Genomic DNA, 12,834 nt, shown 5'->3' with positions numbered 1-12,834 from the left:
TACGCTCCGCGCGACGGCGAGCGTAAACCCTACGGTGCGCGTCAGGATGGCGACCGCAAGCCTTGGGCGAAGCGTGAAGATGGCGACCGCAAGCCCTACGCTCCGCGTGACGGCGCGCCGCGTGGTCCGCGTGCGGGTGGCCCGTCCAACGGTCCGCGCTCGGGCGGCAAGGCACCCTACAAGCCCCGCGGTTAAGGCGGGAAACATCTGAACCGTTCATGCCGGCAGGGGAAACCTTGCCGGCATTTTTCATGGCCGCTTGCCGCGCAACGCGCACAAAAGGAAACGCGCCCCGACATAGTGGAGCGCGTTCCATGAGAGACCGCAGAGGGGTGCGGTCAGGAAGAGTTCGAAATCACTTGGTGAGGATCAGTTTGCCCGCACGGGTGATGCGCAGGTTGTACACCTGATCGCCAAGGACGATGAGCGCCTGATTGCCGCCATTGGTCAGCTGGTTGGCATCATGTTCCGGCAGGCGGTGCAATGCAGTGATCCCGGGGCGGGAAAAGTCGGCAGGGCGTGTCGCGGTCATTTCCTTGTCCTCTCGATGTCGCGCTATGGGTAATCTGACTAAATCACTCTGGAATGTCAAAGGGATTTTGTCGGGAATTTGAAAGACGGCCGCAGATTTCTCTGCGGCCGCCCTTCATGGCCCCTGCCGGATCGGAGGAAATCCGGCGCAAGGCGTTGAAACTATTTTTATTTTAATCAGAGAGGCATTCCGCCAGACTGTTGCCGAGATTGGACAGAAGCTCCGTGTAAAGCGCGGGGCCGGTGTTCAATGCGGTGCCCTCGGGGTCCAAAGCCGCACCCTGACGGGTGGCCGTACCCTCGGTCACGGCAACGATCAGGCGGGTGTCGTGGCCTTGTTCGGGGAAGGCGCAAACCGCCTGCACCGCGGCCAGCTCGCTCTTGATTTCGCGCAGACGCGCGGCCGAGGGCGTCGAGGCATCGCCGAGCGAAATGGCTACGGCGGGCTCCAGTCCGAATCGCTCGGTGAAATAGCCGTAGGCATCATGGAGCACGACGAACTTCTTGCCACGGGCCGAGGCAAGCCGCGCCGAGATCCCGCCTTCGATCCTGCCGATTTCACCGGCCGCCATACCGGCATTGCGTTGATAGATCGCGGCATTTTCGGGATCTTTGGTCGATAGTGCATCGGCAATCGCATGAAGCCAGATCTTGCCGTTCTCGGGGTTGAGCCAGGCATGGGGATCGGTGCCGCTATGGACATGCGCACCCTCGGAATCCCCGCTGTGGTCGTGACCCTCTTCATGGCCTGCGTCACCGTGATCGTGATCGTGATCGTGATCGTGATCGTGATCGTGGTCGTGGTCGTGCGCTGCGGCGGCCTCGTTGCCGTATTCGCGCAACTTCACCCCCGAAACAGCCAAAAGCTGGAGCGATTCGGTGTTCGTGCCAAGGCTACCCGCCGCGCGGTCGAGCCAAGGGGTCAGCGCGGGACCGACCCAGATCAGCAGATCGGCATCCTGCAAGGCACCGGCCTGGCTCGGGCGCAGCTGGTAGTCATGGGGATCGCTTCCGGCGGGCAGAAGCGTCTCGGGCGTGGCGAGATCGCCCATGACCTGCGCCACGAGCGAGCCGGTGACCGGAACATCGGTGATCACGCGCGGCGGTGCGGCGAGGGCAGGGGCAGCCGCCAACGCGAGCGTTGCGCCCGTCACTGCCAGAACGGCACGGATCGGGCGGCGGAAAGCAGAGGATTTTCTGGGAGAAAGGTGGGTCATGGGCGTCTCGGAACTTGCGGAATGGTGGTATGGTTCTATGTTATAGAGTAACAAGTCAAGAGAATTGTGATAGTATAACATTATGAGCGCCCCACCTGTGCCGCCCCCTGCGGCGACCCCGCCTGCCGCGGTTGATCCGTTCGAGGATCACGACCATGACGCCTGCGCCATTCGGGTGCTGGAACGTGCGATCCTGCAAAGCGAGGCCGAGGGCGTGCGCCTGACGCCGGTGCGCAAGCGCGCGCTCGAGATCCTGCTCGAATCGCATCGCGCCATGGGCGCTTACGAGGTGCTCGAGCGGCTCGCAGCCGACGGTTTCGGCAACCAGCCTCCCGTGGCCTATCGCGCGCTGGATTTTCTGGTCGAAAACGGTCTGGCCCACCGCGTCCAGCGCCTGAATGCCTATGCCGCCTGCCTCTCGCCCGATCGCGATCACGCGCCGGTCTTCCTGATCTGCCGCTCTTGCGAAAAGGTTGCCGAAGCGGATGCGCCCGAATTGCGTCAGGCCTTGGCCCATCTGGGCGAATCGGGCGGATTTCAGGTCGAGCGCGCAACGGTCGAGGCCTTGGGTCTCTGCTCGGTCTGCGCTGCCGAAGCCGCCAAGGAGCAAGCTGCGACCCCAGGGACGGGGGACGCATGAGTGCATTGCAAAGCGCGGGCCTGCCGCCTGCCGCAACCCCTGCGGACCAGAGCGCGGGGCAAACCATAGGGCAGGGCGGGGGGCAGCCCCTGATCTCGGCCAGCCGTCTTACGGTGCGTCCGCAAAGCAACGCCGCGCCGGTTCTGCACGATGTCTCTTTCGCGATCCGGCCCGGCGAAATCGTGACGGTGGTCGGGCCGAACGGGTCGGGGAAATCGACCTTCGTGCGCGCGCTGCTGGGCCATCTCGCGCCCTCGGGCGGCAAGGTCTCGCATCGCGCGGGGCTGCGGATCGGCTATGTGCCGCAGCGACTCCATATCGAGCGCAACATGCCGATGACCGTCGGGCGCTTCCTGTCGCTGCCTAATCGCGTCGATCCGGCGCAGGCGCAGGCGATGCTGGCGCGGACGGGCGTTCCGGGGCTCGAGAACCGGCAGCTTGCCGCGCTGTCGGGCGGCCAGTTCCAGCGGGTTTTGCTGGCGCGGGCACTGCTCAACGATCCGCAGCTTCTGGTGCTCGACGAGCCGACGCAGGGGCTCGATCAACCGGGGATGGTCGGATTCTACAAGCTGATCGAGGATGTGCGCGCCGAGACGGGCGTTGCGGTCCTGATGGTCAGCCACGATCTTTTGGTGGTGATGCGGGCCTCCGATCGCGTGGTCTGCCTGAACGGGCATATCTGTTGCGAGGGCACGCCGCAGGATGTGAGTGCAGCGCCCGCCTATCGCGCGATGTTCGGCGCGGAATCGCAAGGCATGCTCGCGCTTTACCAGCACCATCACGACCACGATCATGACCACGCGGACGGCCATAGTCACGACGGGCACGGTCATGGCGGGCACGCCCACGACGGCCATAGCCATGACGGCCATGCCCATCATGGCCATGCCCATGATCACGACAGCCATGCGCCTCAATCCGGCGCGAATCACACCCCCACCGATGCCGATCCCGAAAGGCAGGGCCAGACGAATGCTCGATGATTTCATGACCCGCGCCATCTTGGCGGGGCTCGGACTGGTGCTGGCGACCGGCGCTTTGGGCTCTTTTGTGGTATGGCGCCGCATGGCCTATTTCGGCGACTCGCTGGCCCATGCCGCGATTTTGGGCGTCGCGCTCAGCTTTGTCAGTCCGGTACCGCTTTATATGGGCACGCTTCTGGTCGCGGTCGGCATGGCGCTGCTGGTGAGCTGGCTGGCGGGGCGCGGGCAGGCGATGGATAGCGTGCTCGGCGTGATCGCCCATTCGGCCTTGGCGCTGGGGTTGGTTGCCGTGAGCTTCGTTCCGAGCCTCAGGGTCGACCTTCAGGCGTTTCTGTTTGGCGATATCCTTGCGGTCGGGCGGAGCGATCTCGCATGGATCTGGATCGGCGCAATCGCGGTCTTGGGCGTGTTGATCTGGCGCTGGCAGCGGCTTGTGACCGTGACCGTCAACGAAGAGCTCGCGATGGCCGCAGGCATCCGTCCGGGCGTCGAAAGACTGGTTCTGGCCATTGCGATGGCACTGGTCGTGGCCATTGCGATTCGCATTGTCGGGGCGCTTTTGATCTCGGCCATGCTGATCATTCCTGCGGCTGCTGCGCGGGGTTTCGCTCGCACGCCCGAGCAGATGGCTTTTATCGCGAGCCTCTTTGGTGCGGTTTCGGTGATTGCGGGCCTGAATGCGAGCCTGCGCTTCGATACCCCCGCCGGACCCTCGATCATCGTGGCTGCGGCGGCAATTTATGCAATATCTCTAATGGGTTGGAGGAAGGCTCGTTAAGGTGGCGGTGCTTTGCCGGTCACAGAAAGGTGAGGAAACTTTTTCCCAATCTAAACCCGCAGTTAGCTGTGCTGACCATTATGCAACAGTTGGCGCAAACCCGCGCAGGTATACAGTCAATCCCGCTTTCCAACTGCATGCCTTTATGCGAGTGTCCTGTTGATGTTGCTGGAAATAGCAGCTTTCAAAATTCTGAACGGAGCATGATCATGACCAAATTTGCTACTTTCGCCCTCGCTCTGGGCCTGACGGCTTCGACCGCTCTCGCTGGCGGCTACGTTGCCCCGGTCGTCGAAGTCGAGCCGGTTGTCGTCGAAGAAAAACCGGCGTCGTCGAACGCAGGCCTGGTTGTCCCGGCCCTGCTGCTGCTCGGCGTTATCGCTGCAGTCGCTTCGGACGACGACGACAGCTAATCTCTGCACAGGACTTCGGTTCTGTACAGAACAAGGGCCGGCCTTCGGGGCGGCCCTTTTTCTTTTGTTTGCAGCTCGTTGCAGCTGATCCGCCTATGCGTGACGAGAGCCGCAGAGCCTTGCCCGAGCGGAAGGCTCCCGACCGGTACAAGCGGCCTCAACCAACACCAAATCCCCCTCGCAGCAATGCAAAAACCGGCCCTTGGGCCGGCTTTGCTTGTTGGTTGCTATGGTTTCCGCAGGCCTCGGCCTGCTGATGCTCAGCGCAGAGTCTGGACGGTGATATAGCCCAGATTGGGGCCGACCCATTGGCGCGAGACGATGATCTGGCCGCCTTGGGCGATATAGCTGTTCTGGAACGTGGCGCCGTGGCCCTCGCAGCTTTCGACCTGAACGCCGGCTTTCGGGCCCGGTCCGACCGAGCAGGTGAAGATGAGCGGGCGCTCTTTGCCGTCTCCGGTAAAGTAGCGCATCACCCGCTGGCCCTGACCCGCACGGCCCGCGCGCACCAAAGCCTCGATCTGCGGCGCTTCGGCGACCGACAGGTCGTTGCCGAGGCCGCGCGTTCCGACCAGCATGCCGCCGCGCAGGATGACCGCCTCTTCCGAGGGGGCCATATAGGTGCGCGTCGGACCGTTCTGCCCGGTCATCGCCATGACCTGATTGCGGCCAAGCGATTCAAAGCCGACCAGCACCAGCGGCCCTTTGTTGACCGACATCGCCTCGGCAGCCATTTGTTCGGGGCTGCGCGCGGCGGCGGCGGGCTGGTCCTTGCTGGTGGCCTGCTGGGCAAGCCCCTTGGCGATCTGGCCCGCAATCATCACCGGATTGGCGTCATTGCTCGAGGTATCGTTGCCGCAGGCGGTCAGCGTTGTGATCAGCGCCGCCGCAAGTGCGAGCTTGTGTTTGCGTCCCGAGATCATCGCCAGAACCTTCCCCAGCCGTCGTAGAGTTTCACAGATTGCGCGTCGCGCACCTTGTCGTAGAGCCGGCCTTTGACATTGACCTTCGCACCACCATCACGCGAGAGCGAGCTGAGCTCGGTGCTGGCGCGGTCGCGCGACGGCGAGCCGGTCGCCCAGGAGATCGGAACCGACAGCGTGATGCCCTTGTCGAAGGAGCCCTCGCCGAATTCCTCGTCGCTCAGGTCGGTCTTGGTGGCGAAAGCGCCGATGCGCCAGCCGTTGGCGAATTCGCGCGTCAGGCTGATCGTCGCCCCTTTGTCGCCGGCGAGATATTTGCCGACATCAAGCTGCGCGGTGTAGTTCTCGCCCAGCTCGTAATAGAACGAGACCATGCCGGTCGTGACTTCGTAATCGCGGAATTCGAAGGGTTTTTCGAAGTCGCGCTTGCGCACGCGGTTGACCTCGACGCCGACGGCGAAGGGCGCGTCGGCGCGTTTCCACAGCATCTCGCCCGAAGCACCGCCATAGGCACGCTCGAGCAGACCGACGGTGACGCGGCTGTAGATCGTGCTGCTGGGCTGGGCATACCAGGCCAGCGTCAGCTCGGGCACGGTCGGATTGTGGTTGCCGGTATACATCCGCGTATCCGAACGCACGCGCGGCACGCCGTTGAAATACTCGTTCGCCGGATTGGCGACATATTCCTCGGGGGTGTAATGCTCGCCGCGCTGGCCGGGGATGCCCGGGCCGCGCTGCTTCATATTGCCGAGCGCGCGCTGGCGGACGGCGCCGCTCAGCACGAGGCCGGGCGAAAACTCGTAGCTGGCGCGGAGTTCGGCGCCGGCTTCATAGCGCAGCGGATCCTGCGGATCGAAGATGCCGATGTCGAGATAGGGGCCGAGGCGCCAGCGGAAACGCGGATAGAAATCCTCGGTCTCGATCATGTCGGCAGGGCGCGGATTGGCATCGGTCAGTTGCGCGACGGCGGCGATCTGGCCGGCCTCGGTATTCTCGAGCCGCTCGACATCCGAGCGTTTCAGCGTCACCGACGAAGTCGCCATGCCGCTGCTGGTCGAGGTGATGACGAAGGTTTCCACCGAAGGCGGCAGCGCACGGCTCATCAGGCGGGCGGTGCGGCCGATGGCCTCGGCCTGCTGGATGTAGCGGGTGTTGTTGATGCGGACCTCGGCACGGTTGGCCGAAAGCGCCATGGCTTCAAGCTGCTGGCCCTCGCCGGCGAGCGCGTCGCCAAGCGATTTCTGGATCGCGGGCTGTGCGGTCGGGTCTTGAGCCCAATGGCCTGCCCAACCTTCGGGATCGGCCGAAGGCGCGACGCGCGGACGTACCGGCGCGGGTGCTTTCTCCAGACCCGAGGGATAGGGCGCGTTGCGCGGGTTCAGCGCGACGCTGAACTGCGCGCCGAACTTGTCGCCGCCAAGGGTGTAAAGCCCCAGCTGATAGCCCTGATCGAAGGTGTAATAGGCGCCGAGGTTGACCTGATTGCCCGGCGCTTCCTCGAAACCGGCCTCGGTTTCACGGGCATATTCGTCGTTGGAATATTCGGCGACCAGCATGATCTTGTCGGTTGCCTGAAAGGCCAGCGAGCCGAAGGGGCGGGCCGAGCCGCTGAACCAGTCGTCGATATTGGGCTTGCCGCCCTCGTCGAAGTCGAGCGCGCGCTGGTCGCCGCCCAGACGGCCCCAGCCCACGCCGAGCGTGGCGCGCAAACGCGGGGTCAGGTTCTTGGTCGCAACGATATATTCGCCCGAATAGACGCCGGTACCCATGAAGTCCTGCAGGCCGACCGCCATTGCCGGACGCCAGCCCTGTTCGTCGAGGAACTGGTAGCGGAAGTCGAACGAGCGGTCCCAGATATGGCCGCCGAGCTCGTTGTGGTCGTTGATCCCCTCGACCCGCGAATAGCGCAGGGCGCCGGTGATGCGGGGGTGGAGCTGGAACACAAGGTTGTTGCGGCGCGCGAGCTCGTTGACCGAAATCGTTCCGCCAAGGGTGCCGTCGGGAAGGGCCTCGGCGGTCGGGGTCTCGACCCCGCCGGGCAGGCCGTAGCTGTTCATCACGGTGCCGATCATCGGATCGGCACTGGTGGGACCTGCGGCCGAGGCCAGCAGCATGGACACAGGCAGGGCCGAGGTCAGCAATCGACGGATCAGGGGCGAGTGCATGGGCATTGGTTGGTCCTCTCGGGGCGCGCAGGTTCCCGGGCAGAGTGGTTTAAGTGGGTGATCCGCCCGGAAGGTCTGGAGCTCCGCGCGGATCAAACAGGATCGGACAAAAACGGACGGCGCTTAGTTCGCGCTGCCCGCAGCCTCGCCCTCGGTCGAAGGTGTCGCAGCCGGTGCGGGCGTGACGACGGGGGCCGTGACGACAGGTGCCGGAATGACCGGAGCCGTCACCACAGGAGCGGCCGGTGCAGGCGTGGTCGTCGCCGGTGCCGGGGTTGCCGGTGCCGGGGTTGCCGGCGTCGTGGTGGTTCCCGCTGCAGCCGGAGCGTCGCTTGCGGGTGCCGGAGTCGCCGGAGTCGCCGGAGTTGCCGGTGCATCGACTGCCGGTGCGGTCACGGCCGGTGCGGGCGTCGTTGCCGCCGGTGCGGTGGTCGCCGGAGCCGGAGTCGTCGCGGGCGTGGTGGTCGCGGGCGTCGTCGTCTCGGTGCTGCCCGTGTCCGTGGTTGCGGCCGCGGCTGCTGCCGGCGCTGCCGCTTTCGGCGCGGCTTTGGGGGCTGCGGCTTTCGGCTTGGCGGTCGCGCTCGAGGCTTGGGTCTGGGCTTTCGGCATGACATCGGTCGCCGAGGCGCAGCCGTTCATCTTGCCGCCGGCCGTGCTCAGACGCGCGGTAAAGGGTTGTTTGGCGCCCGAGGCATCGGTGCATTCCGCCGCCTGGATGTTGAGCGCAAAGGGACGGCCGCTCATGACGCCGATGAATTCGACGCCTTTGCCATAGGTCATGCGGCGGGTGGCGACGCCGACCGACTTCTGGCCGGGACGCTCGTAGACGACGGACTTGGCACCGGCGGTGGCAACCCAGCCCTGACCCGAGGCGCGGAACATGTTCGTGGCCATGGTCGAGGCTTCGGCGGTGGAGATCGCGACGCCCGTGGTGCCGGTTTCGATCGGCTGATCAATCGGAGAGACCGTCGGCGGGCCCGAATGGCCCTGGGCCTCCGGCTCGGCGGCCTTCTTTTCCCAAGGCAGTTCGCCACCGCATGCGGCAAGCGCCAAGGTCATCGACAGCACGGCAAATGCTGGGCGGAATTTCATGATCGCGTGTCCCGGTTCCTGTGGGTTTTGTTTTATTCCTCGCTACAGGAACCCCCGCCGTGGAGCAAGAACAGATAGATCATATGGGCGAGCACATGCCGAAAGCGCGACCGCAAAAGCGCAGTACAGCCGCGGCTTTTGTGGCCGATTGCCCGATTGTCGGGGGTATGCGCGGCGCGATTGGCGTCCTCTCACGGCTGCGTTATCGCAACGCCAAGGTGCTTGCACACAACGCCAAGGGGCGGGCGGCGGGCGATGGTGCCCGCGCGGCCCGTTGTTGCACCTGCGGCCTTCTCAGCAGTTCGGGACGTTGACCGCCAGCCCGCCGAGCGAGGTTTCCTTGTATTTCTCCGACATGTCTGCGCCGGTCTGGCGCATCGTCTCGATCGCGGCATCAAGCGGCACGAAATGTTTGCCGTCGCCGCGCAGGGCAAGGCTCGCGGCCGAGACCGCCTTGATCGCGCCAAGGCCGTTGCGCTCGATACACGGTACCTGCACCAGCCCTTTGACCGGATCGCATGTCATCCCGAGATGATGTTCCAGCGCGATTTCCGCCGCGTTTTCAACCTGCTCGACCGTGCCGCCCAGAACCGCCGCCAACCCTGCCGCGGCCATTGCAGCGGCCGAGCCGACCTCGGCCTGACAGCCGCACTCCGCCCCCGAGATGGAGGCATTGTGCTTGACCAGCCCGCCGATCGCCGCCGCCGTCAGCAGGAAGTCGGGGATATTGCGCTCGGACGCGCCCGGAACATGGTCGAGCCAATAGCGGATCACTGCCGGAACTACGCCCGCCGCGCCGTTGGTCGGCGCGGTCACGACCTGACCACCGGCGGCGTTTTCCTCGTTCACCGCCATCGCATAGGTCGACATCCAGTCGTTGATGACATGGGGCGCAGTCAGGTTCATCCCCGCCTCTCGCTTGAGGCTTTCAAGGATCGCGGGCGCGCGGCGGCGGATATTGAGCCCGCCCGGAAGCGTGCCGCCCGTTGTCAGACCGCGGTCCATGCAATCGCGCATCACCTGCCAGATCTTGAGGATCCCGTCGCGGATTTCGGGCTCGGAGCGATAGGCGCGCTCGTTTTCCATCTTCATCTGGGCGATGCTTTTGCCCGATTTTTCGGCCATTTCCAGCATCTCGCTGGCCAGAGCGAAAGGATAGGGCACGCGCGGGGTCGCATCCGTGCGGGTGTCGTCGCCCTTGGAGGCAAGCTCCGCCTCGGTCATGACGAAGCCGCCGCCGATCGAGTAATAGGTCTCCTGAATGATAACGTCGCCCTGACTGTCGGTCGCGAACAGCATCATGCCGTTGGCATGACCGGGCAAAGCGCGGTCGTAATCGAAAACCAGATCCTTTTCGGGATCGAAGACCAGATCACCCAGACCTTCGGGGGCGAGGATGCGCGTCTCGCGGTTCGCGGCCAGCGCGGCCTCGGCCTTCTCGGCGTCGAGCGTCGCCGGAACAAAGCCCGCGAGCCCCAGAATCGTCGCGCGGTCGGTCGCATGGCCTTTGCCGGTAAAGGCGAGGCTGCCGTGCAGGCTGGCGCGCAGCCCGTAGGCCTTGAAGGGCTGCGCCCGGAGTTTGTCGAGGAACCTTGCCCCCGCAACCATTGGCCCCATCGTATGGGACGAGGACGGTCCGACCCCGATCTTGAACATGTCGAATACCGACAAGAACATTGCGCGTCTCCTTCACTTCAGTCGCCAGACTGCCCATTCTATCTAAGGCTTGCCAGCCCGTATGCGACGGGTTCAAAGCAAAGCTGCGACATTTGGTTAGGGACAAGCTGCCCGTTTTTCGTGCAATTTGCATTTAAATCGGGCAAATCTGTTGGTCTAGCCGGAATCGCGGCCTGCGGTGGACTGCCTTCGCTTCCGCTGGCGCTCACGGAAAATTAACGAGAAGCCCATGACTTTGCCCGAGCCGATCCTTCTGGGGGATATCCCGCTTGGCGCGCCGATCTTTTTGGCGCCGATGGCGGGCATCACCGATCTGCCTTTCCGCCGCGCGGTGGCGCGTCACGGTGGTGCGGGGCTGATGGTCAGCGAGATGGTCGCTTCGTCCGAAATGGTGACCGAGCGGCCCTCGAACCGCGCCGCCGTCCGCGCCAAGGCGCTGACCGAGGGCGTTCTGCCGGTCTCGGTTCAGATCGCCGGACGCGAGGCAGGGGCGATGGCCGAAACCGCGAAAATCGTCGCGGATATGGGTGCGCGCATCATCGACATCAACATGGGCTGTCCGGCCAAGAAGGTGACGGGCGGGCTGTCGGGGTCGGCGCTGATGCGCGATCTCGACCATGCGTTGCGGCTGGTCGATGCGGTGGTCGGCGCGGTCGATCTGCCGGTGACGCTCAAGATGCGGCTGGGCTGGGACAGCGATTGCCTGAACGCGCCCGAGCTTGCGGTGCGCGCGGTGGGTGCTGGTGTGCGCATGATCACGGTCCACGGCCGGACACGGGCGCAATTCTACAAAGGCCATGCCGATTGGTCGGCAATCCGCGTGGTGCGCGATGCTTTGGTTGCGCAGCCGGTGCCGCTGGTCGCCAATGGCGACATCATCGATGCGGCTTCGGCACGGGCGGCGCTGGCCGCGTCCGGGGCCGACGCGGTAATGGTCGGTCGCGGCGCGCAGGGCGCGCCGTGGCGTCTGGCGCAGATCGCGCATGAACTTTGGGGCACGCCCGCGCCTGTCGTCCCGCTCGGCGCGGCGCTGGTTGCCGCGATCGAGGAACATTACCGCGATATCCTGTCGCTTTACGGGCCCGAGCTCGGCCTGCGCGTCGCCCGCAAGCATCTGGGCTGGTATGCCGATGCCAACGGCGCGCCGAACCGTGCCGAATTGCTGCGCACGCCCAGCATCGAGGCGACGATTGCCGCGATCCGCGCGGGCTTTGCCGATGCGCCCGGCCATCCGCTTGTCGAAGCGGGCGAGGCAGAGAACGACCAGAACCAGCCCGAAAGGCTTTCCGCATGAGCGCAAGCCGGCAGCCTTTTTTCCTTCCGGCCGAAATCGGGCCGAACTGGTCCGGGCTGCCGCTTCCGGCGCTGATCATTGACGGCGAGGGCAGGATTGCCGCGATGAGCGATCTGGCCGAGCCCTTTCTCAACCTTTCCGCCAGATCCGCGCTCGGGCAGGAGCTTGAAGGCGCGGCCATCACCTCGCGGCTGCGCATCGTGCCGCCGCTGGCGCCGCTTTTGGCACGGGCGCGCGACGGTCACGAGGCGCTGACCCGCACCGGCCTGCGTTTCGAAATCGGCGACCGCGCCGGCGGCCATGTCGACCATATTGCGACCGTCCATCTCGGCCCCGTCGCCAGCCCCGAGGGCGGGGTCATGGTGCTGATCGCCCAGACCGACGGCGCGGCGCGGCTGGGGCAGGGGGTCGCTGTGCGCTCTGCGGCGCGGACCGCGATCGGCATGGCCGATATGCTCGCCCACGAGATCAAGAACCCTTTGGCCGGAATCCGCGGCGCGGCGCAGCTTCTGGCGATGAACCTCTCCGAAGAGGACCGCGACCTCGCAGATCTCATTGTCGCGGAATCGCGCCGGATCGTGGCGCTGCTCGAACAGGTCGAGCGGTTCGGCGATACCTCCGCGCCCCGACTCGGGCCGGTCAATATCCATGACGTGCTCGAACGGGTGCGGCGCTCGGCTTCGGTGGGATTTGCGCGCGGGATGCGGCTCGTGACCGATTACGACCCTTCGCTGCCGCCCGCTTTGGCCGATAGCGACCAGCTGGTGCAGGTCTGTCTTAACCTCGTCAAAAACGCGGCCGAGGCGCTGCAACGCGCGGGCCGCTCGGACGGCACGATCCGGCTGCGCAGCTTTTACGACGGCACTTTGCGCATCTCCCCGACCGAGGACCGTCCGGCCGGCCTCGCGCTGCCGCTCCAGATCGAGATCGAGGACGACGGGCCGGGCATCCCCGACGCGATCGCCGATCAGGTCTTCGAGCCCTTCGTTTCGGGCCGCGAAAACGGCACGGGGCTTGGCCTCGCGCTGGTCAGCAAGATTTTGACCGATCACGGCGCATGGCTGCATGCGGACTCGCGTCCGGGCCGTACGGTCTTTCGAATTTCTCTCGCAAAAGCTTAA

Annotated in this window: 11 protein-coding genes and 2 pseudogenes; 7 read left to right on the top strand and 6 right to left on the bottom strand. The window is 65.1% G+C overall.

Annotation, left to right across the window (positions count from 1 at the left end):
- Positions 1–195: pseudogene (locus ACFFUC_RS16010) on the top strand (hypothetical protein); the annotation flags it as partial.
- Between the two features lie 160 nt (positions 196–355).
- Here the strand turns inward: ACFFUC_RS16010 and hemP are convergent.
- A complete protein-coding gene (hemP, locus tag ACFFUC_RS16005; protein ID WP_377687846.1) occupies positions 356–532 on the bottom strand; it encodes a hemin uptake protein HemP in 177 nt (58 codons plus the stop codon).
- Positions 533–704: 172 nt separating this feature from the next.
- Positions 705–1,748 (bottom strand): zinc ABC transporter substrate-binding protein, encoded by a 1,044-nt coding sequence (locus ACFFUC_RS16000; RefSeq protein ID WP_377687845.1) that lies wholly within the window; start codon positions 1,746–1,748, stop codon positions 705–707.
- A gap of 82 nt (positions 1,749–1,830) precedes the next feature.
- On the opposite strand from ACFFUC_RS16000, the gene ACFFUC_RS15995 reads away from it, so the two are divergent.
- The 4 genes and pseudogenes from ACFFUC_RS15995 to ACFFUC_RS15980 all read left to right on the top strand — a co-directional run bounded on the left by ACFFUC_RS15995 (position 1,831) and on the right by ACFFUC_RS15980 (position 4,562).
- Positions 1,831–2,388 carry a Fur family transcriptional regulator gene (locus tag ACFFUC_RS15995; protein ID WP_377687844.1) on the top strand — a complete coding sequence of 186 codons (558 nt, stop codon included), beginning with the start codon at positions 1,831–1,833 and terminating at the stop codon, positions 2,386–2,388.
- An 89-nt stretch (positions 2,389–2,477) separates the two neighbouring features.
- A pseudogene (locus ACFFUC_RS15990) lies at positions 2,478–3,206 on the top strand (metal ABC transporter ATP-binding protein); the annotation flags it as partial.
- A gap of 154 nt (positions 3,207–3,360) precedes the next feature.
- Positions 3,361–4,149 (top strand): iron chelate uptake ABC transporter family permease subunit, encoded by a 789-nt coding sequence (locus ACFFUC_RS15985; RefSeq protein ID WP_377687843.1) that lies wholly within the window; start codon positions 3,361–3,363, stop codon positions 4,147–4,149.
- Positions 4,150–4,358: 209 nt separating this feature from the next.
- Complete coding sequence (locus tag ACFFUC_RS15980) at positions 4,359–4,562, top strand: hypothetical protein (RefSeq protein WP_377687842.1); 204 nt, start codon at positions 4,359–4,361, stop codon at positions 4,560–4,562.
- A gap of 260 nt (positions 4,563–4,822) precedes the next feature.
- Here the strand turns inward: ACFFUC_RS15980 and ACFFUC_RS15975 are convergent, their stop codons facing one another.
- The 4 genes from ACFFUC_RS15975 to ACFFUC_RS15960 all read right to left on the bottom strand — a co-directional run bounded on the left by ACFFUC_RS15975 (position 4,823) and on the right by ACFFUC_RS15960 (position 10,419).
- Positions 4,823–5,485, bottom strand: coding sequence for a YjbF family lipoprotein (locus tag ACFFUC_RS15975; RefSeq protein ID WP_377687841.1), 663 nt, complete (start codon positions 5,483–5,485; stop codon positions 4,823–4,825).
- On the bottom strand, positions 5,482–7,656 hold the full coding sequence (locus tag ACFFUC_RS15970) for a YjbH domain-containing protein (protein WP_377687840.1): 2,175 nt from the start codon (positions 7,654–7,656) through the stop codon (positions 5,482–5,484). Before ACFFUC_RS15970 ends, ACFFUC_RS15975 begins: the two co-directional genes overlap by 4 nt.
- Positions 7,657–7,773: 117 nt before the next feature.
- The gene (locus ACFFUC_RS15965; RefSeq protein WP_377687839.1) at positions 7,774–8,742 is read right to left on the bottom strand and encodes a hypothetical protein; all 969 of its coding nucleotides are present in this window, start codon (positions 8,740–8,742) and stop codon (positions 7,774–7,776) included.
- A 294-nt stretch (positions 8,743–9,036) separates the two neighbouring features.
- Positions 9,037–10,419 (bottom strand): L-serine ammonia-lyase, encoded by a 1,383-nt coding sequence (locus ACFFUC_RS15960; RefSeq protein ID WP_377687838.1) that lies wholly within the window; start codon positions 10,417–10,419, stop codon positions 9,037–9,039.
- 229 nt (positions 10,420–10,648) lie between these two features.
- Between ACFFUC_RS15960 and dusB the strand changes: the two genes are divergently transcribed.
- Positions 10,649–11,713, top strand: coding sequence for a tRNA dihydrouridine synthase DusB (dusB, locus tag ACFFUC_RS15955; protein WP_377687837.1), 1,065 nt, complete (start codon positions 10,649–10,651; stop codon positions 11,711–11,713).
- Complete coding sequence (locus tag ACFFUC_RS15950) at positions 11,710–12,834, top strand: two-component system sensor histidine kinase NtrB (protein WP_377687836.1); 1,125 nt, start codon at positions 11,710–11,712, stop codon at positions 12,832–12,834. Before dusB ends, ACFFUC_RS15950 begins: the two co-directional genes overlap by 4 nt.

It is taken from the genome of Paracoccus cavernae, from assembly GCF_042430175.1.
Classification (GTDB): Bacteria; Pseudomonadota; Alphaproteobacteria; order Rhodobacterales; family Rhodobacteraceae; genus Paracoccus; species Paracoccus cavernae.
Note: the sequence above shows the minus strand (reverse complement) of the source record. Positions and strands in the feature narration are given on the sequence as shown.